Origin of the sequence: Arthrobacter sp. NyZ413 (assembly GCF_049390645.1) — a bacterium.
In the GTDB taxonomy this organism is placed as follows: Bacteria; Actinomycetota; Actinomycetes; order Actinomycetales; family Micrococcaceae; genus Arthrobacter.
Map to the genome: position 1 here is coordinate 2,882,943 of NZ_CP155434.1, position 24,269 is coordinate 2,907,211.

Sequence of the window (24,269 nt, forward strand, 5' to 3'; positions counted from 1 at the left end):
CTTCAACCCGGCCCGGCGACTGTGGGGACAGTGCCGACGGCTTCGGAAACGACCCCCGGCCTGGCGCCGGAGCAGCTCAGGGAGCTGTACTCCCTCATGGCCGCTGTCCGGCTCCTCGACACCTCCGCCGTTGCCTGGCAACGCCAAGGCATCATTCCCGGCTACGCCCCGGAACTCGGACAGGAAGCAGCACAGGTGGGCAGCGCGTATGCCCTGGACCTGGACTGTGACTTCGCCTTTCCGACCTACCGCGAGATGGGCGTCGCCAGGACCATGGGCGTGGACATGGTCGCGTACATGTCCACGCACAAGGCCACGTGGCACGGCGGAATGTACGATCCGCAGGAAAGCCGGCTGGCACCCATCCAGGCGGTCGTTGCCGGGTCCGTCCTCCACGCCGTCGGCTGGGCCCACGGCCAAACACTCCAAGGGACCCCTGGCGTGGCACTCAGCTACTTCGGCGACGGCGCCTCGTCGCAGGGCGATGTCCATGAAGCGATGAACTTCGCCGCAGTGATGAACGCCCCTGTTGTCTTCTTCATCCAGAACAACGGCTGGGCGATTTCCGTCCCCACCGAAAAGCAAGTAGCCGGCGGCTCGGTCTCCGCCAGGGCTGCCGGCTACGGCATGCCGGCCATCCAAGTGGACGGCAACGACGTTGTCGCGGTTTACGAGGCCACCCGTCGCGCCTTGGACCACGCCCGCACCGGGCAGGGACCCATGGTTGTCGAAGCGATGACCTACCGCCGCGGCCCGCACTCCACCGCGGACGATCCGGGACGCTACCGCAGCCTCGACGACGAACGCATCGACGCCGGCGAAGACCCCTTGGAACGGCTGCGGAAGCGCCTGCTGGCCGAAGGAATCGCCGACGACGGCTTCTTCGCGGCCGCCCACGAAACCGCCCGGTCCGAAGAAGAAGCCATCCGGACCGGAATCGAAGCCCTCGGCCCCCGGCCCGGAAGCGAAATGTTCGAGTTCGTCTTCCAGGAAACCACCCCGTCCCTTGAAACCCAGGCCAACCGCTGGCGAGAGGAGTCCGACCATGCTTGAGAGCACCACCGCCACCCTCGACGCCGCCGTCGAATATGCCGAAGTAGAGCACCTGTCCATGCAGCAAGCGCTCAACCGCGCGCTGGACGACGTCCTCACCGCCGATCCGAAAACCCTGGTCTTCGGTGAGGACTGCGGCCGCTTGGGCGGCGTTTTCCGGATCACGGACGGGCTGCAGGCAAAGCACGGCGATGCCCGCGTTTTCGATACGCCCCTCGCAGAATCGGGCATTCTCGGCATGTCTGTCGGTTTGGCCATGGCGGGTTTCCACCCCATCCCGGAAGTCCAGTTCGACGGTTTCGCGTACCCGGCCATCAACCAGATCGTCTGCCAGATCGCGCGGATGAACTACCGCAGCCGCGGCAAGCTTCCCATGCCCGTGACCCTCCGCGTGCCCAGTTTCGGCGGCATCCGCGCTCCGGAACACCACGGCGAAAGCCTCGAGGCGTTGTTCGCCCACGTTCCCGGGCTCAAGGTTGTTTCGCCTTCCGACGCGCATGACGCCTACCACCTGCTCAAGTTCGCGGCCACCCGGCCGGACCCGGTGATCTTCATGGAACCCAAGTCCCGTTATTGGCAAAAGGGCGCAGTCGACATGCGCGACGGCGGTACCTTGCGCGGCGCGCGCATCGTCCGGCCGGGCCGCCACCTCACTCTGGTGGCGTGGGGCGCCATGGTTGCCCGCTGCCTGCAGGTGGCTGAACTCGCCGCGGAGGACGGCATCGACGTCGAAGTCCTGGACTTGCGCTGGCTCAAGCCGATCGACGCCGACGCCCTGGCGAGGTCCGTCGGGAAGACGCGCCGCGCCGTCGTCGTGCACGAGGCTCCGCTGACCTCCGGACTAGGCGCCGAAGTCGCCCAACTGATCACGCAACACTGCTTCGACACCCTCAAGGCGCCGGTCGAGCGGGTCACCGGTTTCGATGTGCCGTACCCCTCCGGCGACCTGGAGGACGAATACATCCCGAATATTGACCGCATCCTCTTGGGGATCCAACGAGTACTGGAGTATCGACGTGGCTGAAATCAGCTTCCCCCTGCCCGACCTCGGCGAAGGCCTCATTGAAGCAACTGTCCTCGACTGGCTCGTCTCGCCCGGGGACCAAGTGGAGCGGAACCAGCCGCTCGTCGAGGTGGAAACGAGCAAGTCCGCACTCGAGTTGCCCAGCCCGCAGGCGGGTAAAGTGATCCGTATCCACGGTGAGCCGGGCGAAACGATCAACGTCGGCGAGCCGCTGGTGGTGTTCGAGGTGCCGGACAACACGGCCGGCATCGTGGGCACTGTTCCAAAGGATGACGCACCCAAGCGCCGGGTCCGCCTGAGCACCGTACTTGATGAGGACTGACACCATGAGCGGCAGGCACACAGGAGAGCACACTCACACAGTGGAAGGAACGGACCCCCACTTGCATGTGGAAGTCCATGAACCCGCCGAAGGTGCCGACGCCGGGTTGCGTCCCGTCCTGCTGATTCACGGTTTCTCTTCGTCCAGCAAGCTCAACTGGGTTGACACCGGCTGGATTTCAACGCTCCAGGGCGCGGGCCGCCGGGTCATCAGCGTGGATCTTCCCGGACATGGCCGCAGCGCTTCACCCGAGGACCTGGATTCGTACTCCCCCAGCCGGATCCGCGCGGATCTCCTGCAGATAGTGTTCGACGCCGGAGCCCGCCCGGTGCGTCCCGGCGATCCTTCCAGCGGTCTCGACGTCATTGGATACTCCCTGGGGTCCCGGCTCGCCTGGGAGTTCGGGGCAACCCAGCCCGAACTCGTACACCGGCTGGTACTTGGAGGTCCCAACAAGGAGGATCCCCTGGCGTCCTTCGACCTCCTCGCCGCCCAGCGCTACCTCGCTGACGGAACGCCCATCGAAGACGAATCCACCGCCGGATTGCTCAAGATGGCGCAGCTCTTGCCCAGCAACGACCTTTTCGCGTTGCTTTCACTGATCGAAGCCGTCAAGAGCGAACCGTTCGATCCCGCCGAAGCTGTCCCCCACATGCCGATGCTGCTGGTGGCGGGCGAGAAAGACGAACGGGCAACAACCATGCCTGCGCTGGCCGAACTTGCTGCCAACGCCGGAGGACTCGCGGAACAACTGCTGGTCCCCGGCCGGAACCACACCAACGCCGTGACCAGCAGGGTTTTCAAGGACGCCGCGGTGGCTTTCCTCGGCGCCTAGGACGGACCCGCTTAACGCGTCAGCCGCTCGGCGTTCAGGGTCATGCGCTCCAGGACACTGAGGGCCATGGCATACTCGTCGATGCCAATCCCCATCGAGAGGTCCTTGCGGGATTCTTCGACGATCCGCTGTGCCTCGAGGTACTTGGCATGGCCCGATTCGCTGAGGGTGATGCGCTCGTCGATCATGATGATCAAGCCGTGCCCCACCAAAGCGGCCAATTCGTTTTCGCGGCGCCGCTTGTCGCTACCCCAGAGGGGATTAAGGATGCCTTCCAACTGGCCGGGGCTGAGCGGGGACTCGGCAAGCACTTTGAGTGTTTGCCATTGCCTGCGGGTGAGCTTCAGCCTCGCCAGGGTAGCGTCAAGATGCCCCTCCAGCGCGGCGTCCAGGCGTTTGATCCAGTAACCGATGGGCTTGTTCACACGGCAATCGTGGCAGTGGAGAGCGGTCCCGGCAAGAAAGGTAGGCTTGATTCAGCGCCGGATTACGTGGAAGTGAGACGAATGGGCATGCGTTTCAAGGACCGCACTGAAGCGGGCCGCCGGCTTGCTGCAGGTCTTCCCCAACTGCGGGAGCGGCCGGACACCATTCTGCTGGGCCTCGCGCGCGGGGGGATTCCCGTAGCTGCCGCGGCCGCCGTCGACCTCTGCCAGCCTTATGGCGCCGTCCTGGTTCGCAAGCTCGGCATGCCCGGGCGGGAGGAGACAGCGTTCGGCGCGCTCGCCTGGTCCAACGGCAGGGTGGTCCGGATCGTCAACCGGCCGCTTGCCGAACGGATGTTCCAGCACGGAATCACCCAGGAATCCCTCGATGCCGTGGAGGTGCGCGAGCGCGGAGAACTCCTCAGGCGCGCCAGGACCTATCCCGGCATCAACCTCAACCTCGAGGGCAAGACCGCCGTCCTTGTCGACGACGGCCTGGCAACCGGCGCGACGATGCGTGCCGCCGTCGAAGGTGTCCGGGCTGCCGGCGCGGCGACGGTCATCGCAGCGGTTCCCGTGTCTTCCTTGGAGGCGCAGGCATCCATCGCCCGCGTCTGCGACCTCGTAATGAGCCTCCACACCCCCGGCCGGTTCAATGCCGTGGGCGCGTTTTACGAACATTTCGAGCAACTCACGGACGACGACGCCGTGCGCCTGCTCGAGCGGGCCGGACAACCCTGACCGCCCCGCTCCCTGGGCTGGTCCTGTGCGCTAGTCCTTACGCTCGAGGAATTCCCGGACCCTGGCACGGGCGGGCTCGCGGTCATAGCTGTTGACCAGTGCGCCGGCCATCCGGACGGGATCGCCGAAGAAGAAGTACTCATACAGCGATTGACGCCCGGCGAACGAGGAAATGCTGGCATCGAAGGCAAGCTTGAAGAGCCGCACGCGCTCGGGCCCGGTCAGCGTCTTCGCCTGCAGGTACATCTCGATGTCCGGCAAAGCCTCACTGGCGACGTCCGCTTCTCCCGGAAGGGCCATGAGTCCCGACGCCGAGAACTTCCGGATGATGGCCGGGAAACGTTGGGCAACCTTGGGGTACCAATTTCGGGCGGCGTTCAGGGTGGGCCAGTGCGGCAGCAGCACACCATCCGGGCTCGGTGCCGCCTGGGCCTCCGCGGCGACGATCAGCGCTTTGCCGATCTCCACCGTTTCGATGAGCTCGGCAAGGTCCTCCTGGATGTGCTGGAAACCGTCGACGCCGATCGACGCGGCTATTTCCGAAGCAAGGCCCAGGTAGAACTCGCTTTTCGCGATGGTCCGGGTCACCACTTGATGCGTCATGAGGGCGCCCGCACCCGTTTCCGAATAGAAGGCGTTGCACAGCTCCGGGTGGCCGAGCATGAAGACACGCTCGTTGGGAACGAAGACGTGGTCGAACACCACGACGGCGTCCATTTCCTCGTAGCGGCCGGCAAGGGGTTCATCATGGGTGCTTCCACCGTTGTACAGGGACGTGCGGCACAGGTAGCGCATGCCCGGTGCATCGTTCGGGAGGGCGAAGGCGTAGGAGTAGGGGGCGTCCTCGGGCGTGGCGCGAAGGAGGGTCGAGGGGAAGACCAGGAGCTCGTCGGCAATGGGGGCGATCGTGGCGAGCATGCGTGCGCCCTGGATGACGATTCCGTCCTCCCGCTCCTCAACCACCCTGGCGGACAACTGGCCGCCAAGCTGTTCGGAGCCGGACACGGACCGGTTGGCCTGTGGTGGAATCAGCGTGTGGGTGGCGAGGAGGTCGTTCTCGCGGCAGTGCTCGTAATACCGGCGGATGTTCTCGCCGAACATTGGATCAGCCTGCGCAAACCACTTTTCCGCGGCCGCGAGCGCGGTGAGGGCTCCGTTCATGTAGTCCCCGGTTCGTCCCAGGAATCCGTTGGAATACTCTGCCCAGGTGCGGATGGCCGCGTGCCGGTGCTCAAGGTCTGCCTTGGTCCGCGGCACCAGGAACGAGGCGCTGACCCGGTCTCCCGTGGACGGGGATTCGTAGGTGAGTGCGTCCGCGTACTTGGGGTCATGCTGCATGTCGAAGAGCTGCGCATAGCTGCGAGCCACATTCTTGAAAGCCGGATGGTCCGCGATCTTTTCGGTAACCATCTCGCCGTTGATCAGGACGTGCGGGTTCATCGAATTGAGCTTGTCCAAGTACTGCTGTCCGGTCCGGATTCCCATGGTCGTCTCCAATGCTGGTCAGGCTGAATGCCCATCGCGGGCGATGGGCGCGGCGGGAGTGCCAAGCGGTTACAGAAGCTCCTCCATTCCCAGCTGGCTTTCCGGGATGGTGGTAAAGGAGCTGTTGGCAAAGGCGAGCGCATCGCCGTTCCGGTAGTTGAAGTCGACAACCTCGCCGACATAGAGCGTGTGGTCTCCGCCGTCGTAAGCGGCCCACGGCGTGCATTCGAAATATGCAAGGACGTTTGAGAGCCGCGGAGCGGTTGCGCCTTCCACCCACACGGGATCGGGGCCCGGGCGGCCGGCGAAGTGGAGGGCGAGTTGCTTCTGCTCCGCGCCAAGGATGTTGACGCTGAACGGGCGCCCGGCGAGTTCGTCGTGGGCTTTGGTGGAGCGGGCGATGCTGACGAGCACAAGTGGAGGTTCCATGGACACCGAGGTGAAGGAGTTGACGGTGATGCCGTGCCTCTTGGTGGCTCCATCGAACGTGACGATCGCGACTCCCGTGGCGAACCGGCCCAGGCTTCCGCGGAAATGGTGTTCCCGCGGTCGCGTGGTGCGGCCCGCGGCGCCGGTTTCCGCGTTATGGCTGGACTTGGCAATCATCATTGATCCCTGTTGAATGTTCTATAGTTGAACACTATATTCTCATATAGACCATAGTCTTTCGCCAAGCACAGCACAAGACGGCGGTAACCCGCGAAACACGCGGCCGGTTGCAGGATACCGCCAACATAGGATGGAGCCCATGATGTCTCCCAGCGCTACCAAGAAGCCACAGGAAACGACGGCGGCCGCCTCGCCTTCGCAGACCCTCTCCCGTGGAATCCAGGCCCTGGAAATCCTGTCCGCCGCGGAGCATCCCTTGACCATCGCCGAACTCGCCGCTGCACTCGGTGTCCACCGCTCCGTTGCCTACCGGATCCTGCGCACCTTGGAAGACCACTCCCTCCTCATCCGTGACGACGGCGGACGTGTCCAGCCCGGCCCAGGTTTGGCGGTGTTGGCGCGCGGCGTCTCCCGCGACCTCCAGACCGCGGCCCTGCCCGAATTGACCCAGCTTGCCAACACACTGAACATGACTGCCTTCGTTGCCGTGTGGGACCATCAGGACTGCGTCACCCTCGTCACGGTCGAACCGCGCCATTCCGCCGCGACCCTGGCACAGCATCCGGGAACACGCCACCCCGTGAATACGGGAGCCCCTGGAATCGCCATACAGTCCACCATGAGCGAGGGCGAGTGGGCTGACCGTGTGCCGGGGATTCCGTATCGGCACGAGGCGCTCGAAGCGCGACGACTCGGCTACGCGGCGAGCCACGACGAAGTCATCGCGGGCTTGTCTTCCCTCGCCGCCCCGATCCTGGTTCCGGGCGGCAGGCCTGCTGCCATCGCCGTCGTCTACATCCGCCGCGAACAGGACCAGGCCGCCGTCGGGGAAGCCCTGGCCGCGAGCGCTGCCCGGATCGAGTCTCAGCTCGCCTAGGGGCTATGCCTTCTTGTGTCCCAGGATGAGGCCGGCCACGATTCCGAGGACCAGGAGCGAAGCCGACGCGGCACAAGATACCGCAAAGGCCGCGGCAGGTCCTTGAGCTTGCGCCAACTGCCCGGCGAGATAAGCGCCCAACGCAGTTCCGGCAACGATTCCGCTCGCGAGCGCCGTCATGACGGTAGCGAGGCGACCGTCCGGCGCCACTATTCCCCCGATGCTGAAGACCGTCACCATGACGGGACCCACGGGAATTCCCAGGACCAGGAGCACGCCGACCATGGGCCAGATCCCGGACGGCAGGAACAACAACAGCGAGGACGCCGTCATCAAGGCCGCGGCTGCCACCCAGCGGGCGGCAAACCCGAAACGCCGGGGCCAGTAGGCAACCGACAACGCCGCCACGGCGGAGCTGAGACCGACGACGGAATACATCAGTCCTGCGATTTCCGCTGTGGCGAATTGCGCCGAGAACGCGCTCAATGCGTTCTGCGTGGCACCGAAAAACGTTCCCATGCACACCATGGCAAGGACCGGAATAGCCACCTTCGCCAGTGCCCGCGAGCGCACGCCCGGCTTGGTTCCACCCCGGACGTGCCCGACGGCGGCCGTCGCCTTTCGCCGGGGCGGCACCACCGCGAGGTGGGAGGGATGGACCGCGAACGCGGGAACGAGCGTGGCGGTGAGTGCTGCTGCCAGCGCGAGCGGCAGCCACGGCGCAAAGAGGCTGGCGAGGAGACCGACCAGGGCCGGCCCGAGGACGAAGGTGATCTCGTCAGCCGTTCCTTCGTAGGACAGGGCCGTATCCAGGTCTGCCCGGCTTCCGGCAACGCTGTGGGCCGCCGGACCGAGCGGACCCGGAGCTGGACGTCCGGCGTCGTTCCCCGGTCCAGCAGAAGCGTTTCGGGTGAGGTTTCGGGTAGTGAGGCCCATCCAACGGACCCTCGCCATCGGCCCTACCTGTGGGCAGCTCGCGCCCGCCAGGAACGCCGCGAGGAGCGTGGCGATCGGATCTGTTGGCGCGTCGAACCCCGGGGTCAGGTAGGCCGCCAGCAAAAGTGCCACAACCATCGCGGTATTGAGCGCGGCCGCAACGAGGAGAATGGATCGTTGCCCCAGCCTGTCGGCCAGCGAACCGAGGATGGGCGCACCTACAGCCGATCCGATTCCGACAGCTCCAGCGGCCATGCCTCCAATGGCGTAGGAGTGGCTGACGGCGGTCACGAGGGTCAGCGTGCCAACGGTCAGCATGGCGAGGGGAAGCCTGGCGAAAAGGCCCAACGGCAGGAAGCCGCTACCGGCAAGTTCCGGAAGCCTCGCGAAGCGGCCTGGCAGGCGCGAACGGCGAGGTGCAGCGGGAGTGCCGTGAATTGTAGCGGCAGCAGAGGAGGCTTCAGGATCAACGGTTGACTGAAGAGTGTCTGCGTGTGTGAACGCGGAAGTAGCCGCGGCGTTTTGTGGAGTGGTGTTCATCTTTCCAGGCTCGCTGAAGGGTGCGCATCGTCCCTCCTCCCGATGCGCGCGACCCGGTATAACCCTCCAAGCTTAGCCGATGGCCCGGCTTTCGGAGGTTCGGGCCCGGCGTTCCTAGGCGGCTACCGCTGCTGCGTCGACTATGCGCACTGTGGATCCGTTCCGGCCTTTCAGGACCTGCAGTTGGCTAGTGATCCGCTGCTTCATGTCGGCCACGTGGCTGACGAGCCCCACTACCCTGCCACCGTCACGCAAGCCCTCAAGGGCATCCATCACTTGTTCCAGGGACTGTTCGTCAAGGCTGCCGAATCCCTCATCAACGAACAGAGTTTCGATGTCCACGCCGCCCGCTTCCTGTTGGACCACATCGGCGAGCCCCAATGCCAGCGAGAGCGAAGCCATGAATGATTCGCCGCCGGACAAGGTAGCGGTGTCCCGGCGCTGGCCGGTCCACTCATCCACCACTTCCAAGCCAAGCCCGGATTTCGCTCCCCTTGCCGCCTTGGCATCCGTGTGCTGAAGCGTGTAGCGGCCATCGCTCATGGCAACGAGCCGTTCAGATGCGGCAGCGGCGACCTGCTCGAGGCGGGCAGCCAGGACGTAGCTGTTGAGGCTCATCTTGTAGGCGTTGTTGCCCGACCCACGCGCGGTATCGGCCAGGTCCGTGAGCATCCGGGCACGCTCGCGGGGTTCGCGTCCAGCGTCCGCTGCATCGAGGTATTGCCCGCGGATCATCGCAAGGCTCGCCACGGTCCTGGTGGCAAGGCCTGCCGCGAGTGCGAGCCGACGCGCCGTTTCCTCCGCTTGCCCTGTTTCGCCTTCGAGGGCGGCGAGTTCTGCCGGGCCAAGGGGCAGCTCCCCGTTCCCGGCTTCCTTGGCGGCGAGGACAAGGTCTTCCGATTCGAACAGCTCCGCAAGCCGGGCGGTTTCGGTCTCTGCATCCCGGATGGCTTTCTCCAGCGAACCGGCTTCGTTGTCCTCGAGGATTTCGCGCCGAACAGTTTCTGCGTCTTCAAATCCGTTGACCGAAAGTGCACGGCCCAGCGCTGCGGACGCATCTTCCAAGGATTCGCGGGCGGCCTCCACCAGGCGGTCAGCGGCGACGGCGGCTTGGAGTAAATCCCGTTGGCGTGCCAGGGCGTCGATCCTTCCCCGCAAATCGGGGAAGTCCGCGCGAAGTCCGGAAAGCAGGGCTTCGAGGGATTCCTGTTGTTCCCTGAGCAGCCGCATGGCCGAGTCTGCCTGGGCGGCAGCCGTGGCCTCCCGGTCCTGCTCTTCTTCCAAGCCTTCAACCCGGGCTGCCGCCGAGGCAAGTTCCTCTTTGCATCGTGCGTGCCTTTCAACGTCGGACCGAGTGGACGCCAAGGCCTCCCGCGCCGCGGCTTCAACGTCCGCAGCCACCTTCGGATCGACGCCTCCGCCCTGGCCGGCGAGAACCGCAACCTCTTGCTCGGCAGAAGCGAGTTCGGCCGCTGCCTGGAGGAGCTCGTGTTCGCTTTGCTCATAACGCTCGTGCGCGGCCTGCTCCTTTTCGGCGAGCGCGAGGGCTGCTGGTCCGGCAGGCGCAGGGGCCGGGTGGTCCCCGCTCCCGCACACCATGCATGCTTCGCCGTCGCGCAATTTCGCCGCGAGCTCGGCTGCTGCGTTCGCCAAACGGGCTTCGCGCAGGTCAAGCCACTCCTGGCGAAGGTCCTGCGAAAGCGCCCGGGCGAGCGCGTGATCCTTACCGGCGACGGAGCGGGACTCGATCGCGGCAGCATGGCGGGCCACCACGGCGACAGTGTTTTGCGCGGCGGCGAGTTCGCCTTCCCGCAGCGGCAAGTTCCGTGCGGCCTCCTCCAGGAGTGCGCATTCTCCCTCCAAAGCCAGGCTCTGGGTGCGCAGCCCTTCCAACGCGACGGTCCTGGACTTTCGGGCCACGTCCCGCCGCTCGGCGGCGGCTTGGAGGTCACGAAGCCGTTTGGCGATGTCCTCAAGCTGGCCTTCGTCCGCGATCCGGGCTTCCAGGACGGCCATTGTTTCCTGGATTCCGCTCAGGGCTACAGCGGACTGGCCCGGGTCCAAGCCCGCCCCACGAAGGTTCGCCGAGGCGAGTTCAGCCTTCGATTCCGCAGCCCGTAAAGCGCCGGCTGCACGGTCCGCGGCTTCCAAATGCCCGCCGAGGACGGCCGCTTTCCGATGCCGGCCAAGGCGGTCCCGGTATTCCTCGACGTCGGCCGCACGCTCGGTGAGCGCCTCACGCCGGCGGGTGGCGGCGTCGAGCTTGGAATGCCGTTGGACGCGTTCGCGGGCGGAGGCGAGTTCGTCAGCGAGCCGAAGCCGCACGACTTCGGCGGCAGCGGAATCATCCCCCCGCTCCGCAGACGCAGCGCGCGCCTGCTCCTCCAGCTCCTCGAGCCGCGCTTCCGGTGCGGCTTCGGCCGGGAGGGGTTCCCGCGCACCAGTGGCTTCCCTTTCCGGGTGCTGGTTGCCCCGGTGCTGGTCCGCGGTATCCGGGCTCGCGAAATCCTGGCTCCCAAGATCCTGGCCCGCAGCTCCGGCGTCGATGCCCAGTTGCGCGAACTCCGATTCCGCGCGCTGGAAGAGCACTTGGAGTGCCGAGCGTTGTTCCTCCACCTCAGCACGGGCAGCATTGGCCTGGAGCGAGAGTTGCCGCTCAATGGCTTCGAAGCGCTGGGTCCCGAAGAGCTTCTGGAGCAGGTCAAGCCGGTCCGAGGCCTTCGATCGCAAAAAGGCGGCGAAGTCCCCTTGCGGGAGCATGACTACGCGGGTGAATTGCTCCCTGTCCATCCCGAGGAGGTCCGTTATTTCGGCCCCGGCTTCATCGTTGCGTGAGGTCTTGTCTTCCCAAAAACCATTCACGCGTTCGCGAAGCAGTGTTTTCGCCTGCTGTGTGGTGAAGCCGTTGCGTCCCCGGGCGCTGGGACGCTCCCAGGCCGGCGAACGGGTCACTTCGAAACGCCTCCCGCGGGCCGAGAATTCGCATACGACCCTAGGCTCGGCAGCCGGGGCCGCGTGGTCGCTGCGAAGTCGCTTGCCGTCTTGACGCGCGCCCGGTACCGAGCCGTACAAGGCGAAACAGATGGCGTCGAGCACACTGGTCTTGCCCGCACCGGTGGCACCGTTCAGGAGGAATAGCCCTTGCGCTCCCAAGTGATCGAAGTCGATCCGCTGTTCGTCGGCAAAAGGGCCAAAAGCCGCGATCTCAAGGCGATGGATCCTCACAATTCCGCCCCTTCCAACCGCACCGCTTCCAGGGCCGTCAGCAGCGCCCGCTGCTCCGCCTCGTCTGCGGGTCTTCCCCGGACGTGATCCAGGAAGCCGCAACACACACCGAGGTCGTCTTCAGCTTCGGAGATCCTGGAACTGTAGCTGGCTTTGGATTTTCCTTCCGCGCCCTCGGGATCGAAGCTGAGGACAAGCGTGTCAGGAAAGCGGACACGAACCTGCTCCATCGCTTGTGCCGGCCGCACGGGATCTGTGAGGGTGACTTGGCAATACGCAGATTCAGCCCACGCGTGTTCAGCGGACTCCAGGAGTTCGCCGAGCTTTCCGCGAAGGACCGCAAGCTCACGCGGCGCCTTCCACAGGACCTCTTCGATGTTCCCTACGCCGCCTGGGCCAACCTCGACCAGCCAAGCGCCCTTCCGGTGCTTGGCTTCGGAAAACGAGTATGCCAGCGGCGATCCCGAATACCGGACGTGCCCGGCCAATTCCTGGCGCCCGTGCAAGTGGCCCAAAGCCGTGTACCCAAAACCGTCAAGCAGGTCCAGGGGCACCGCGCCCAAGCCGCCGATGCTCACATCGCGTTCACTGTCCGAGGTGATTCCCCCGCTCGCGAAGGTATGGGCAAGCACCACGGAATGGACGGGACCGGTTTCGCTTCGCCGGGAAAGATCCTCGCGGATCAGGCGCACAGCGGCCTGTGTCACCTCAAAGTGACTCGCTGCCTCGACGCCGAGTTTGTCCGCGACGAGCCGCGGTTCAAGGTACGGAATGCCGTAGACCGCGAGCATGGCCGTTTCCCCGGCTTCGCCTTCAAGCGGAAAGAGCACCGGAGAATGAAGATCCTCCACGCGGGTCCGCAGATGCACTCCCCCGCGTTCAAGCAATCGCGAAGCAAAGCCGAGCCGGATCGCGGAATCGTGGTTACCGCTGGTCAGGACCACCTTGGCGCCGGCATCGGTGATCCTCACCAAAGCGTCATCGAGAAGCTTCACGACGTCCAACGCCGGGAGGGCGCGATCGTAGACATCACCGGCAATCAACACGACGTCCACCGAACGTTCGCGGACGAATGCCACCAACTGCTCGATGAAGTCGCGTTGGGCGTCCAGCATCCCGACCCCGTGGAACGAGCGGCCGAGATGCCAATCCGAAGTGTGCAGAAGCTTCATATTTTTACGCTAACGGGAGCCACCGACATTATTGGCACGGCGCGGCGGCATGGGCCGCAACTGCCCCCAGCTGTCCTTTCCGGGACCCCGATCCGGGCGCGGCGGCAGCGCCCCGTAACTTATGGATGGACGTCCGGCGTCAGCGACGCTTGCCGTCGAAGAAGTCGCGGGCAGGATCGGCTTCAGGCTCGGGTGCGGGCTCGACAGACGGTACCGAAGCGTCGCTGATGCCCTCGGCACCAACGCCGGGTTCGTCGTCGGGCACTTCTTCGTCATCGGCCGCCTCGTCGGTCACCTCGGGTTCGCCGTTCCAGGATTCGACGATGCGCGCCGGCTCGCCGAAAACCCGGAAAAGCAAGCCCGCAATCGCGGCACCAACCAACGGCCCCACCCAGAAGAGCCACAGCTCCTCCGCCGCCCAGCTTGAACTGAAGATCGCGGACGCAGTGGCGCGGGCCGGGTTGAAGGCGAGGTTGCCGGTGGACTGGCCAAGCTGCATGAGCACGGCTACGGTCAGGCCCACCGCAAACGGCGCGGTAACCCTGGCGGGATTACGACGGGCAGTGGCCCCAAGGAAGACCCCCACCAGGAGGGCTGCGCCCAGGATCTCCACCAAGGCCACGCCCCAGAAGGCGACCTGGAAGCTGGAATGCGTGCCGAAACCGGAAGTCGCGGTGTCAAAGACGGTCCGGCTGTCGGTGATCCCGGGCACGGACCGCACGACGGCGTAGATCGCCAAGGCACCCGCCAACGCCCCGATGACCTGGGCCACCAAGTAGGCGCCGCCGTCGGCGAGCTTGAGGCGGCCGGCGATTACATGGCCGACGGTGACCGCCGGATTGAAGTGGCCGCCCGACACAAAGCCGAATGCAAGCATGGCCGCCGCGACGGCAAGGCCACTGGCAAGGGGCGCAGGGACGGGAACGGCTTGGGGGTTGATGAAGATCAGGACACCGAGGCCGATGACCACAAGGAACAGCGTCCCCAATGCTTCAGCGCAGGCACGGGCAATGAGCCCGGTCCCGCGGGGGGAGGAATTGGGCGCAGTGGTGGTCATATCGAAAGTTCCCCTAAATCGAAGTTGAGTCGGAGTCCGGCGGACGTTCGCGGAGGCGCGTTCCACGGCATGGCGCGGCGTTGTTGGCGCAGGTGCCTTGAAGCATCCTGTCAGCCGAGTCTGGATACTTCCTGTATCAGAGCCTAGCCGCCCCATGCGATTGCGGCGACCGCGGAGCAACCGGGCGCAATGATGGACACCATCAAAAAGGGCAGGCGCTTCCTCCGTAAAACTTTGGTCGGGCGGGGAGGCGAACGGCCCACGGTAGATTTACCACTATGAGTGCTGAACCGTCCCCCGCCGTGCCGTCGTTCGAGTCCCGCATCCACGGCACCCTGTTGGGCGGCGCCTTGGGCGATTCGCTCGGCTACGCAGTCGAGTTCGACGACGTCGCCGCCATCCGCTCACGCTACGGCGCCGCCGGGCTCACGTCTTTTCAACAGCTCGACGGCGGCAGCCACTTTTCGGACGACACCCAGATGACGCTGTACACCGTGGACGGCCTCGTGGAGGCCCTCGAATGGGCCAACGGCGGCGTGGCCGCGGACGAGGCCGCGTGCTTGTGGCTTGCCTACTTGCGATGGCTCGGGACCCAAGGTGTCGCCCTCCCGGCTTCCGCTCCCGTCCCGCAACCGCGGTGGATTGATGGCCACGAAGTCCTCAAGCACGCCCGGCATCCCGGAAAGGCCTGCCTCAGCGGGCTCGGGACCGGCGAGATGGGCACCCTTGCCCGTCCCGTCAATCCGGACGCCAAGGGCTGCGGCACGGTGATGCGCTCCGCCCCGTTCGGGCTGGTCCCGCATATTTCCGAGGCAGCCGTCTACAAACTCAGCACGGACGGCGCAGCCTTGACTCATGGCCACCCTTCAGCCAGGCAGAGCGCTGGCGCATTCAGCCTCCTGATCCACAAAGTGGCCGCGGGTTCTCAAGTGCGGGCGGCAGCCGAACACGCGCTCGACGTCGTGGAGGCGTTGCCGGACGCTGCCGCGGAACTCCCGCAGCGTTTGCGCGCCGCACTCGAATTGTCGGCGTCGGGATCGCTGCTCAGCCCGGAGGAACTCACAGCCCGGCTCGGTGAGGGTCGGGTGGCCGAGGAGGCACTCGCCGTCGGGCTCTACGCGGTTTTGGCGACGGCCGACGCACAGGGAGATCCGGCGAGCCATTTCCGCAGCGCCGTCGCGGTGGCGGTGAATCACAGCGGCGACAGCGATTCCACGGGGTCGATTGCGGGCAACATCCTCGGCGCGCTCTACGGAGAAGCCGGTTTGCCATCCGAATGGCTTGATCACCTTGAGGGCCAGGACATCATCCGGGGAATGGCCCAGCGGCTGGTCGCGGTCACCCTCGGATAGCCGCTGCCGCGCGATCGTCCTAGCTTCCGCCGACCATCTGGAGGAATTCGCCCTCGGACAGCACTTCGATCTGCTGCCCGCGGCTATGGAGTTCGAGGACCCGCTTGGCCTTGCCCGTAAGGCGGCCCGTGCGAAGATCACCCGCCACGAAACCATCGCCCACCACCAGGACTGTCGTCCTTCCCGTCACGCGGCTTTCGGGCCGCGCGCCCATCTCCGCCGCCCGTTGTTTCGCATCTGGCCGGGCAATGCCGAGCTCGCCCGTGAACACCACTGTCTGGCCGAACAACGGGTGGCTCGGCTCCGCGGCGGGGTTGGGCTCCGGATTCAAACCTTCTTCGGGCCAACTGCTCCAGCTTCGGCCGTTTCCCGCGGCGGACGGCTGAGCGCGGCGGGTCCCGACGGCTGCGAGCGCGGCGAGCGTTTGCTTCGACAACGCTTCGCCGGGACGGAATGCCGGCTGCACCGGCAAGGACAAGCCAAGCGACAAATAGAGTTCGGCGATGCTGTTGGCATTGTTGCGGCGCGCGATGTCCACCAGGATACCGGCGCACGCCCTTGCGTCCTCCGTGGCATCGTGGTGGTTCACCAGCGGCACGCCTGCCTCTTCGGCGGCGTAAGGCAAGGAATTGGACACCAGGGAGTAGCAGCGCCTGGACAGCATCACGGTACAGACGTACTCGTATGCCGGGCCGGGTAGTCCGGACACTTCCAGGCCGGAACGGATGACGCCGAGGTCGAATGCGGCGTTGTGGGCCGCCAGGATGTCTTCCCCGATAAACGCACCGATTTCCGGGAAAACCTCGGCGAAACGCGGGGCATCCGCGACGTCCTCGGCCCTGATGCCATGGATCCGGGTGTTGTGGAAGTCGAAGTGGTCATGGTTCTCCGGAGGCCTCATGAGCCAGGAGGCTTCTTCCACCACCACTCCGCCACGGACCTTGGTCAACCCGACCGAACACGGCGAGCCCCTGAAGCCATTCGCAGTTTCGAAGTCGATCGCCGTAAAGTCCAATGCCACCCGTCAAGGTTACAGGCGCCCCGGCCCCGCCCGGGTTTCGCCGCGCGACGCCAACGGCCCGACGCCGGATGTCCCGTACCCTTGAAGGGTGACCCTTTCTGCGATAAACGACTTTGCCGTATCCGCTCTGGGGGGCGCAGGACCGGTGCAGCCGCATATGTCCTCGCTCCTCCCCTCCTGGTTGGACCCTAAGATCTTTTTGTCCGACCCCGCACTGGCCCCTTGGGTGGTCCTGCTCGTGTGCGGCATCGTGTTCGCGGAGACGGGGCTGCTGGTGGGATTCTTCCTGCCCGGCGACTCAATGCTTTTCACCGCCGGCTTGCTCGTGGCCACGGACACCATCAAGTTCAATATCTGGGCTCTCGCGGCCCTTATTGTCGTTTCGGCGATCATCGGCAACCAGTCGGGATACTTCATCGGGGCCAAGGCAGGCCCTGCCCTCTTCAACAAGCCCGACTCCAAGCTGTTCAAGCGCGAAAACGTGGAAAGCGCCCATGCCTTCTTTGAAAAGCACGGCGGCAAGGCCCTGATCATGGCCCGCTTCGTGCCGATCATCCGGACGTTCGTTCCGGTGATCGTGGGCGTCGCCCAAATGGACAAGCGCAAATTCTTCCTCTTCAACGTCATTGGAGCCGTCCTCTGGGGCGGCGGGGTCACGTTGCTCGGATTCGTCCTGGGCGACCGCGTCCCGTGGGTCAAGGACAACCTGGACATCATTTTCATCGTGATCGTCCTGATCTCCGTGATCCCGGTGGCCGTCGAGGTCATCCGCGGTGTCCTGGCCAAGCGGAAGGCCACGGGCGATGCCGCAAGCCCCGAGTCCGGGTTCGCCGAGGAACAGGAGGCCGGCAAGCGCGGCGAGCACTAGGACCGGCACTCTTAACGAGAGAGGCACCCTGCGGACGGATCCCCGTCCGCAGGGTGCCTCTCTCGTTTGGGCTGGCGCCTCTCTTTTGGGCTGGCGCCTCTCTTTGGTCTGGCCCTTATTTGGGGCCTCGTGCCTGGCTAGCGCAGCGCCGCCACAATGGCCGGCAGGAGGGCGCGAAATGCCTTGCCGCGGTGGCTGATGGCGTTCTTTTCCTCCGGGCTGAGCTCGGCGCAACTGCGGTCCAGTCCGTGGGGCAGCAGGACCGGGTCATAGCCGAACCCGCCCTGACCGCGCGGTTCGCGCAGGAGGACGCCTTCCAATTGGCCGTACTCGACGGTCTCAAAACCGCCGCCGTCGTCTGCTGACGGCACAGCGAGGGCTGCCGCACAAACAAACGCCGCGCCGCGGTGGACATCCGGGACGTCCGAAAGCTGCGCAAGCAGGAGCTCCAGGTTCGCGACGTCGTCGCCGTGCCTGCCGGACCAGCGTGCGGAGAAGATGCCCGGGGCGCCGCCCAGGACATCGACGGCGAGGCCCGAATCATCCGCTATTGCGACGATCCCGGTAGCTTCAGCGACGGCCCGCGCCTTGAGCAGGGAATTCTCCGCGAACGACACCCCGGTTTCGGCGACGTCCGGAGCTCCCGCGGCGGCAGCGTCGATCACTTGGGTATCGACGTCGAGGCCCGGTATCTGGTCCCTCAGCAGGTCCCTGAGTTCGCGAAGTTTTCCTTGGTTGTGCGTGGCGAGAACGAGCCGCGGCTCCTGGGCTGTTCCTGCCCCGGTCACGGGGCTTCCGCCAGGGTTTCGCGCTGGATCGCCGCGAGTTCGCCGGTTCCGATGAGCGCGAGGTCAAGCAGCGCGTTCAGTTCATCCCTGTCGAACGGCGCCCCTTCTGCCGTTCCCTGGACCTCAACAAACTTCCCGGAGCCCGTCACCACAACGTTCATGTCGGTTTCCGCTCGGACGTCCTCAACGTACGGCAAGTCCAGCATCGGAATTCCGTCGATGATTCCCACGGACACAGCCGCGATGGTATCCGTGAGCGGCTCGGCGTTCTTGGAGATCATCTTGTTTTCGCGGGCAAAGCGGATCGCTTCGGCGAGCGCCACGTAGGCGCCGGTGATCGCCGCGGTGCGCGTTCCGCCGTCGGCCTGCAGGACGTCGCAGTCCAGGACGATCGTGTTCTCGCCCAGCGCCTTCGTGTCGATGATCGAGCGCAAGGAACGGCCGATCAGTCGCGAAATCTCATGGGTGCGGCCACCGATCCTGCCCTTGACCGATTCGCGGTCCGAACGGGTGTTGGTGGCACGCGGCAACATCGCGTACTCCGCCGTGACCCAGCCGCGGCCTTCGCCCTTGAGCCACCTCGGAACGCCTTCGGTGAGGGAAGCCGTGCACAGGACCCGGGTGTTGCCGAACTCGATCAGGGCCGAGCCTTCGGCCTGCTTGGACCAACCGCGGGTGATGCTGATGGGACGGAGCTGGTTGGGCGTGCGGCCGTCGGCACGGATGACGGGGACAGATGTGGCTTCGGAAGTCATACTGCAAGCTTAGCGATCGCGCGGCCCCGCTCGGACTCCCATGTCAGACGCTGTAGTGGACTCCCGCGACCGCGACGGCGACATCACCGGAAAACTCGGGCCTCGCCTCGGCCATGACTTTGGTTTGCGAGGTCCACACCGGGATGTGGGTCAGGAGCAGGCGGCGGGCGCCCGCGGCGGTGGCGGCTTGTCCTGCGCGCTTGCCAGTCAAGTGCACGTCCTTGATCCCGTCGTCGCGCCCTTCCTCGAATGCTGCCTCGCACAGGAAGAGATCGGCGTCCCGCGCGGCATCCTCAAGGCCCTGGCACGAGTCTGTGTCTCCCGAATAAGCCAGCACCCTTGTGAGGGGCAGGCCGTCTTTGTCCGGCTCCGTAACCTCCACGCGCAGGGCGTAGGCTTCCTCGACGGGATGGTTAACCGCGTACGGCGTCACCGTGAAGGGCCCAAGGCTGACGGACTCGCGCTCACTCCAATTGGTGAAATCGAATTCCTCATGCATTCCCGGGTCCAGCTCCAAGCCGTAGGCCGTGGCCATGCGGTCAGCCGTGGCGGCCGGACCCCACACGGGGATCCTGTCGCGGCCCCAGCCGCCCGGCTTCCAACGCACCGCCACGTGCAGTCCGCACAGGTCCATGCAATGGTCCGGATGAAGGTGGGTGAGGAAGATCGCGTCGATGTCCTCCAGGTCCGTGTAGCGTTGGATGGCCCCCAAGGCGCCGCTGCCCAGGTCCATGACGATTTTCCACTTGCGCTCACCATCGTGCGCGGTGAGCAAGTAGCACGACGCAGGCGATCCCGGCCCTGGAAATGAACCCGTACAGCCAACAATGGTCAATTTCACTGGATGCGGCCCCCGCGTGATGCGCCGAATTCATTCCCGGCAAAGGGTGCGGGGGAAACGAAGTTGGACGTCCTCGCGTGCTGGCCGCCGGCGCGTGCGGCCTCCAGCATCTCCGGGGTGATCCGCGCGAGGCTTCCTGTGGGGTACTGGGCCGCGACGTGGTCCACGTGGCGGACCGAGAGCACCTCGGGACCGAGGAAGCGCCGGGCAAGGGTTTCGAATTGGGCCGCATCGCCCGTGGCCATGAAGTCGTGCCGGGGCTGGCCGGAATCGCTGCGTTGAATCCCGTGGGTGGCGAGCGCCCGGTAAACATCCTTGGCGGTTTCCTCGGCACTGGATACCAAGGTGACGTCCTCGCCCATGACATACGAGATGACGCCGGTGAGCAGCGGATAGTGCGTGCACCCCAGGACCACGGTGTCCACTCCGGCAGCCTTGAGCGGTTCGAGGTATTCGTGCGCGGCAGCCAGGAGTGCGGGACCGGTGGTGATGCCGGCTTCCACGAAACTCACGAACTCCGGGCAGGCAGCGGACGTGATGTCGAGGTCGGGAGCGGCGGCGAAAGTATCCTCGTAAGCCCGTGAACCCACTGTGGCCGAGGTGCCGATGACGCCGATTTTCCCGGACCTCGTAGCGGCGACGGCACGCCGGACCGCCGGCTGGATCACCTCGATCACCGGAATTCCGTAGCGCGCCGTGTAACGTTCCCGGGCATCGCGCAACACCGCGGCCGACGCCGAGTTGCAAGCTATGGTCAGGAGCTTGACTCCCGAATCCACCAGTTCGTCCATGACACCCAGCGCGTTGGCCCGGACTTCGGCGATGGGCAACGGTCCGTACGGGCCGTTCGCGGTGTCCCCGACGTAGATGATCGACTCATTCGGCAATTGGTCGATGATTGACCGCGCGACGGTGAGTCCGCCCACGCCGGAGTCGAAGACACCGATGGGCCGTGATCCCAGCAAAGCCTTGTCCGCATTGTCGTGTAAGGACTCCGGCGCCGTGGCGGCGCCCTTTCCGTCAGATACCAAATCCGATGCTGAGTTCATGATTCTTAGAGAATAAGGCAAGGCATGAGCGGCAGCCATGACTTGTGGTCCGGCCCTCGTGTCTGTTTTGTCACACGGAAGGACGCGGGCGCGCCGTCTCCGCCTTAGCCTTTCCGGTCCATCGAGGCCATCATGGCCTGGACCAGCGACTCCTGGAGCCAGGTGGTGAAGTTGTAAACCAACGCCAAGTAGCTCTCGACGTCGTCCGCTTGTGACCAATCCTGCATGGTGTGCACGTGGTCCGCGTCGGCTTCATCGCGGATGTCGAGGCGTTCGGCCAAGACGAGCCGGACATCGTTCAAGGCCATCGACCACAGCCTCGCCTCCTCCGGAGTGAGTACGAGGTCGTTCCGGTCCAAGCCCATAGCCGTCGCCCGGAGCGCCCCGATTTTGCTCTCCCGCAGGGAACGCTCGGTGAGTTGCCGGAACTCGAGGGACGCGGCGCCGTCGTTCTTCATGACGTTCGGCAAGAGCCGCAGCAAGGCGCGGTCGGACGGTTCCCGCACGTTCATGTCGAGGCCGATCAGGGCGGTCAACGGGTCCTCATCGGCCGACGACGGCGGTTCGAGCATCGAGATGACGTCGTCCACTAGGCCGCGAAGGAGTTCGCGCTCGGTAGGTTCGAGGTGGCCCGTGATGCCTTTAAGTCCGTACTTGAAGGACTTAGCCACGCGAACCGCCCTTCCGTCCTTGGCCGTCTCCACTGCTGCTCGCCTTTTCGACCGTGGCCCACAGCCCGTAGCCGTGCATAGCGACGGCGTGCTGCTCCACTTGTTCCTTGCCGCCGTAAGCGACGATGGACCGGCCCTTCCTGTGGACCTCCAACATGAGCTTGTTCGATTTGGCCTCCGAATAGCCGAAGTAGCTTTGAAACACGTAGCTCACGTAGCTCATGAGGTTGACGGGATCATTCCAGATCACCAGGTTCCATGGAACGTCCGCCGCGGTGAGGAGGTCGGTAGCCGATTCCTGCGCGAGATCCGTGCGTTCTTCTCCCTTTAAGCCTGCGTCCGTCACTGCGTTGGTTCCTGTACAGATGCCAGAGGCACGCCCGGGGGCAACGGTAGTGGTCATCTGTCCATTCTAAGGCGAGGGACGGGGCCACGACGGCGAGGGCCCCGCGTCGAGCGGAGCGAGACGAGGGAGCCGGTGGGTGGGGCCACGACGGCGAGGGCCCCGCGTCGAGCGGAGCGAGACGAGGGAGCCGGTGGGTGGGGCCACGACGGCGAGGGCCCCGCGTCGAGCGGAGCGAGACGAGGGAGCCGGTGGGGACTAGAGTAAATTTCGTGAGTAGATCCGTTGCCTGGGACCACCCCCGCACGTCGCTGTACACCGATCACTACGAGCTGACGATGCTGGAAGCCTCCCTCCGCTCGGGTGCGGCGCACCGGCGCTCCGTCTTCGAAGTGTTCGCCCGTCGCCTTCCCGACGGCCGGCGCTACGGGATCGTCGCCGGAACGGGCCGCCTCCTGGAAGGGATCAAGGACTTCAAGTTCGGAGACGCCGAACTCGCCTTCCTGGACCAGCACGAAGTCGTGGACAAGGAAACGCTCGATTACCTCGCGGATTACCGGTTTTCCGGCGACATCTGGGGTTACCCGGAAGGGGAAGCTTACTTCCCCCACTCCCCCATCCTGATCGTCGAGTCGACGTTCGCGGAAGCATGCATCCTCGAAACGTACGTCCTCTCCGTCCTCAACCACGACACCGCCATCGCCTCGGCGGCCTCCCGGATGACCAGCGCGGCGGGGAACCGCCCCTGCATCGAGATGGGCTCCCGGCGTACCCAGGAGGAATCGGCGACGGCGGCAGCCCGCGCCGCCGTCATCGCGGGCTTCGGCAGCACCTCCAACCTTGAAGCCGGCCGGCGCTACGGGATCCGGACGGTGGGCACAGCGGCCCACTCGTTCACGCTCCTGCACGATACCGAGCGCGAGGCCTTCGAAGCCCAGATCTCCGCTTTTGGCCCGGGTACCACCCTTTTGGTGGACACCTACGACGTCGACGCCGGGGTCCGGACCGCCGTCGAACTCGCCGGGGATAAACTCGGCGCAGTCCGCCTCGACTCCGGCGATCTCGTCGCCCAGGCGCAATGGGTCCGCGAACTCCTCGACAACCTCGGAAACGTCAATACCCGGATTGTCGTCACTTCAGACCTCGACGAATACGCGATCGCTGCCCTGCAGTCGGCACCCGTGGATGTCTACGGCGTCGGCACGTCCCTGGTCACCGGATCGGGAGCCCCGACGGCCAGCATGGTCTACAAACTCGTGAGCCGTACCAACGACGCGGGCGAATTCGTCTCCGTGGCCAAAGCCGCGATGAACAAGGCGAGCGTCGGCGGCCGCAAGTACGCCCTCCGCAAGCTCGATGAGCACGGAATCGCGACGCACGAGGTCGTGGGAATCGGACACCCGCCGGAAGACGACGGCAATGACAGGCCCCTCCTCCAGCAGTTTGTGAAGAACGGCGAACTGCTCCCGGGATGGACCGGACATGAGGGCGTGGTCCGGGCACAAAAGCGGCACGCAGACACCATGGCCGAACTCCCGCCCGTGGTCCGGAGGCTGCAACGCGGCGAACCGGCGATCCCCACCATCTACGAGGAGGACTGAATGTCCCGCGCCTTGATCATCGTCGATGTCCAGAACGACTTCTGTGAAGGCGGTTCCCTCCCGGTGGAGGGCGGCGCGGCCACGGCAGCGGCCATCAGCGAGTACCTCGACACCCACTACCAGCAGTTCGACCACATCGTGGCCACCCAGGACTGGCATGTGGAACCCGGCAGCCACTTTTCGGACACTCCGGATTGGGTGGACAGTTGGCCTCCGCACTGCCGGGCCGGAAGCAAGGGAGCTGAACTCCACCCTGACCTGGACGTCGAGTACATCCAGGCCTACTTCCGCAAAGGACAATTTACGGCGGCCTACTCCGGATTCGAAGGGGTCCTGGCTCCCGAGGACGAAGTGCCCACCGGCGAACTCACTCCCGGCGGTGCCCCTGCGCTTGAGGCTGACGAAGACGCTCTAGGGCTCGATGACTGGCTGCAAAGCCACGGCGTGGAGGACGTCGTGGTGGTGGGGATCGCCACTGACTACTGCGTCAAAGCGACCGCCCTCGACGCCGTCCAGGCCGGCTACGCCGTAACAGTGATCGGTGACCTCACGGCGGGGATCGCCGACGACCTCGCAGACACCTACGCGGAACTCGAAGAGAACGGCGTAGAGCTCAGCCAGGGCTGACGCGGACGCCGGACCTACAGTTCCGCCGGACCCGGTTCCTCCGGACCTACAG

24 protein-coding genes are annotated in these 24,269 nt (G+C 65.4%); 10 read left to right on the plus strand and 14 right to left on the minus strand.

Annotated features, from left to right (window positions below; genetic code table 11):
* The first annotated feature begins 96 nt into the window (after positions 1 to 96).
* From ABCW42_RS13455 to ABCW42_RS13470, 4 genes are read left to right on the plus strand one after another with little or no spacing between them, the layout of a single operon-like run.
* A complete protein-coding gene (locus ABCW42_RS13455) occupies positions 97 to 1,053 on the plus strand; it encodes a thiamine pyrophosphate-dependent enzyme (protein WP_423184893.1) in 957 nt (318 codons plus the stop codon).
* A complete protein-coding gene (locus ABCW42_RS13460; protein ID WP_423181705.1) occupies positions 1,046 to 2,077 on the plus strand; it encodes an alpha-ketoacid dehydrogenase subunit beta in 1,032 nt (343 codons plus the stop codon). Before ABCW42_RS13455 ends, ABCW42_RS13460 begins: the two co-directional genes overlap by 8 nt.
* A complete protein-coding gene (locus tag ABCW42_RS13465) occupies positions 2,070 to 2,399 on the plus strand; it encodes a biotin/lipoyl-containing protein (RefSeq protein WP_423181706.1) in 330 nt (109 codons plus the stop codon). The genes ABCW42_RS13460 and ABCW42_RS13465 overlap by 8 nt, the downstream gene beginning before the upstream one ends.
* A 4-nt stretch (positions 2,400 to 2,403) precedes the next feature.
* Positions 2,404 to 3,234, plus strand: a complete 831-nt coding sequence (locus ABCW42_RS13470) for an alpha/beta fold hydrolase (RefSeq protein WP_423181707.1) — start codon at positions 2,404 to 2,406, stop codon at positions 3,232 to 3,234.
* An 11-nt stretch (positions 3,235 to 3,245) separates the two neighbouring features.
* Here ABCW42_RS13470 and ABCW42_RS13475 read toward each other — a convergent pair whose 3' ends face one another.
* Positions 3,246 to 3,659 carry a MarR family transcriptional regulator gene (locus ABCW42_RS13475; protein ID WP_423181708.1) on the minus strand — a complete coding sequence of 138 codons (414 nt, stop codon included), beginning with the start codon at positions 3,657 to 3,659 and terminating at the stop codon, positions 3,246 to 3,248.
* An 81-nt stretch (positions 3,660 to 3,740) separates the two neighbouring features.
* Here ABCW42_RS13475 and ABCW42_RS13480 point away from each other — a divergent pair, with 81 nt between their 5' ends.
* On the plus strand, positions 3,741 to 4,400 hold the full coding sequence (locus tag ABCW42_RS13480; protein WP_423181709.1) for a phosphoribosyltransferase: 660 nt from the start codon (positions 3,741 to 3,743) through the stop codon (positions 4,398 to 4,400).
* A gap of 30 nt (positions 4,401 to 4,430) precedes the next feature.
* Here the strand turns inward: ABCW42_RS13480 and hpaB are convergent, their stop codons facing one another.
* Positions 4,431 to 5,885: a 4-hydroxyphenylacetate 3-monooxygenase, oxygenase component gene (hpaB, locus tag ABCW42_RS13485; RefSeq protein WP_423181710.1), complete on the minus strand. Its 1,455-nt coding sequence runs from the start codon at positions 5,883 to 5,885 to the stop codon at positions 4,431 to 4,433.
* 69 nt (positions 5,886 to 5,954) lie between these two features.
* Positions 5,955 to 6,491, minus strand: a complete 537-nt coding sequence (locus ABCW42_RS13490) for a flavin reductase family protein (protein ID WP_423184894.1) — start codon at positions 6,489 to 6,491, stop codon at positions 5,955 to 5,957.
* A 145-nt stretch (positions 6,492 to 6,636) separates the two neighbouring features.
* Between ABCW42_RS13490 and ABCW42_RS13495 the strand changes: the two genes are divergently transcribed.
* Positions 6,637 to 7,371: an IclR family transcriptional regulator gene (locus tag ABCW42_RS13495; RefSeq protein WP_423184895.1), complete on the plus strand. Its 735-nt coding sequence runs from the start codon at positions 6,637 to 6,639 to the stop codon at positions 7,369 to 7,371.
* 3 nt (positions 7,372 to 7,374) lie between these two features.
* Here the strand turns inward: ABCW42_RS13495 and ABCW42_RS13500 are convergent, their stop codons facing one another.
* The 4 genes from ABCW42_RS13500 to ABCW42_RS13515 form a co-directional block, all read right to left on the minus strand.
* A complete protein-coding gene (locus ABCW42_RS13500; protein WP_423181711.1) occupies positions 7,375 to 8,847 on the minus strand; it encodes an MFS transporter in 1,473 nt (490 codons plus the stop codon).
* A 114-nt stretch (positions 8,848 to 8,961) separates the two neighbouring features.
* Positions 8,962 to 12,072: an AAA family ATPase gene (locus tag ABCW42_RS13505; protein ID WP_423181712.1), complete on the minus strand. Its 3,111-nt coding sequence runs from the start codon at positions 12,070 to 12,072 to the stop codon at positions 8,962 to 8,964.
* Entirely contained in the window at positions 12,069 to 13,244 is a 1,176-nt protein-coding gene (locus ABCW42_RS13510; protein ID WP_423181713.1) for an exonuclease SbcCD subunit D, read from the minus strand. Before ABCW42_RS13510 ends, ABCW42_RS13505 begins: the two co-directional genes overlap by 4 nt.
* A gap of 139 nt (positions 13,245 to 13,383) precedes the next feature.
* Complete coding sequence (locus ABCW42_RS13515; protein WP_423181714.1) at positions 13,384 to 14,301, minus strand: MIP/aquaporin family protein; 918 nt, start codon at positions 14,299 to 14,301, stop codon at positions 13,384 to 13,386.
* A gap of 278 nt (positions 14,302 to 14,579) precedes the next feature.
* On the opposite strand from ABCW42_RS13515, the gene ABCW42_RS13520 reads away from it, so the two are divergent.
* Complete coding sequence (locus ABCW42_RS13520) at positions 14,580 to 15,653, plus strand: ADP-ribosylglycohydrolase family protein (RefSeq protein WP_423181715.1); 1,074 nt, start codon at positions 14,580 to 14,582, stop codon at positions 15,651 to 15,653.
* Positions 15,654 to 15,672: 19 nt separating this feature from the next.
* Here the strand turns inward: ABCW42_RS13520 and ABCW42_RS13525 are convergent, their stop codons facing one another.
* A complete protein-coding gene (locus tag ABCW42_RS13525) occupies positions 15,673 to 16,674 on the minus strand; it encodes an exonuclease domain-containing protein (protein ID WP_423181716.1) in 1,002 nt (333 codons plus the stop codon).
* 103 nt (positions 16,675 to 16,777) lie between these two features.
* Between ABCW42_RS13525 and ABCW42_RS13530 the strand changes: the two genes are divergently transcribed.
* Positions 16,778 to 17,542, plus strand: a complete 765-nt coding sequence (locus tag ABCW42_RS13530) for a DedA family protein (RefSeq protein ID WP_423184896.1) — start codon at positions 16,778 to 16,780, stop codon at positions 17,540 to 17,542.
* A gap of 137 nt (positions 17,543 to 17,679) precedes the next feature.
* On the opposite strand, the gene rdgB is transcribed toward ABCW42_RS13530, so the two are convergent.
* From rdgB to clpS, 6 genes are all read right to left on the minus strand, one after another.
* Complete coding sequence (rdgB, locus tag ABCW42_RS13535) at positions 17,680 to 18,330, minus strand: RdgB/HAM1 family non-canonical purine NTP pyrophosphatase (RefSeq protein WP_423181717.1); 651 nt, start codon at positions 18,328 to 18,330, stop codon at positions 17,680 to 17,682.
* Positions 18,327 to 19,085, minus strand: coding sequence for a ribonuclease PH (gene rph / locus ABCW42_RS13540; RefSeq protein ID WP_133204037.1), 759 nt, complete (start codon positions 19,083 to 19,085; stop codon positions 18,327 to 18,329). Before rph ends, rdgB begins: the two co-directional genes overlap by 4 nt.
* A 43-nt stretch (positions 19,086 to 19,128) precedes the next feature.
* On the minus strand, positions 19,129 to 19,926 hold the full coding sequence (locus ABCW42_RS13545) for an MBL fold metallo-hydrolase (protein ID WP_423181718.1): 798 nt from the start codon (positions 19,924 to 19,926) through the stop codon (positions 19,129 to 19,131).
* Complete coding sequence (gene murI, locus ABCW42_RS13550) at positions 19,923 to 20,975, minus strand: glutamate racemase (protein ID WP_423181719.1); 1,053 nt, start codon at positions 20,973 to 20,975, stop codon at positions 19,923 to 19,925. The genes ABCW42_RS13545 and murI overlap by 4 nt, the downstream gene beginning before the upstream one ends.
* Positions 20,976 to 21,079: 104 nt before the next feature.
* Positions 21,080 to 21,646, minus strand: a complete 567-nt coding sequence (locus ABCW42_RS13555; protein WP_423181720.1) for a DUF2017 domain-containing protein — start codon at positions 21,644 to 21,646, stop codon at positions 21,080 to 21,082.
* Positions 21,639 to 22,049, minus strand: a complete 411-nt coding sequence (clpS, locus tag ABCW42_RS13560; RefSeq protein ID WP_423181721.1) for an ATP-dependent Clp protease adapter ClpS — start codon at positions 22,047 to 22,049, stop codon at positions 21,639 to 21,641. Before clpS ends, ABCW42_RS13555 begins: the two co-directional genes overlap by 8 nt.
* 212 nt (positions 22,050 to 22,261) lie before the next feature.
* Between clpS and ABCW42_RS13565 the strand changes: the two genes are divergently transcribed.
* Complete coding sequence (locus ABCW42_RS13565; protein WP_423181722.1) at positions 22,262 to 23,590, plus strand: nicotinate phosphoribosyltransferase; 1,329 nt, start codon at positions 22,262 to 22,264, stop codon at positions 23,588 to 23,590.
* Positions 23,591 to 24,217 (plus strand): isochorismatase family protein, encoded by a 627-nt coding sequence (locus tag ABCW42_RS13570; protein WP_423181723.1) that lies wholly within the window; start codon positions 23,591 to 23,593, stop codon positions 24,215 to 24,217. It begins immediately after the preceding gene.
* The last annotated feature ends 52 nt before the right edge of the window (positions 24,218 to 24,269 follow it).

Excerpts from the sequence above, each read along its gene's own strand:
- hpaB (WP_423181710.1), bottom strand. The coding sequence starts at position 5,885 with ATGGGAATCCGGACCGGACAGCAGTACTTGGACAAGCTCAATTCGATG.
- ABCW42_RS13500 (WP_423181711.1), bottom strand. The coding sequence starts at position 8,847 with ATGAACACCACTCCACAAAACGCCGCGGCTACTTCCGCGTTCACACAC.
- ABCW42_RS13460 (WP_423181705.1), top strand. The coding sequence starts at position 1,046 with ATGCTTGAGAGCACCACCGCCACCCTCGACGCCGCCGTCGAATATGCC.
- murI (WP_423181719.1), bottom strand. The coding sequence starts at position 20,975 with ATGAACTCAGCATCGGATTTGGTATCTGACGGAAAGGGCGCCGCCACG.
- clpS (WP_423181721.1), bottom strand. The coding sequence starts at position 22,049 with ATGACCACTACCGTTGCCCCCGGGCGTGCCTCTGGCATCTGTACAGGA.
- ABCW42_RS13480 (WP_423181709.1), top strand. The coding sequence starts at position 3,741 with ATGGGCATGCGTTTCAAGGACCGCACTGAAGCGGGCCGCCGGCTTGCT.
- ABCW42_RS13490 (WP_423184894.1), bottom strand. The coding sequence starts at position 6,491 with ATGATTGCCAAGTCCAGCCATAACGCGGAAACCGGCGCCGCGGGCCGC.
- ABCW42_RS13470 (WP_423181707.1), top strand. The coding sequence starts at position 2,404 with ATGAGCGGCAGGCACACAGGAGAGCACACTCACACAGTGGAAGGAACG.
- ABCW42_RS13455 (WP_423184893.1), top strand. The coding sequence starts at position 97 with ATGGCCGCTGTCCGGCTCCTCGACACCTCCGCCGTTGCCTGGCAACGC.
- ABCW42_RS13510 (WP_423181713.1), bottom strand. The coding sequence starts at position 13,244 with ATGAAGCTTCTGCACACTTCGGATTGGCATCTCGGCCGCTCGTTCCAC.
- ABCW42_RS13515 (WP_423181714.1), bottom strand. The coding sequence starts at position 14,301 with ATGACCACCACTGCGCCCAATTCCTCCCCCCGCGGGACCGGGCTCATT.
- rph (WP_133204037.1), bottom strand. The coding sequence starts at position 19,085 with ATGACTTCCGAAGCCACATCTGTCCCCGTCATCCGTGCCGACGGCCGC.
- ABCW42_RS13495 (WP_423184895.1), top strand. The coding sequence starts at position 6,637 with ATGTCTCCCAGCGCTACCAAGAAGCCACAGGAAACGACGGCGGCCGCC.
- ABCW42_RS13570 (WP_423181723.1), top strand. The coding sequence starts at position 23,591 with ATGTCCCGCGCCTTGATCATCGTCGATGTCCAGAACGACTTCTGTGAA.
- ABCW42_RS13520 (WP_423181715.1), top strand. The coding sequence starts at position 14,580 with ATGAGTGCTGAACCGTCCCCCGCCGTGCCGTCGTTCGAGTCCCGCATC.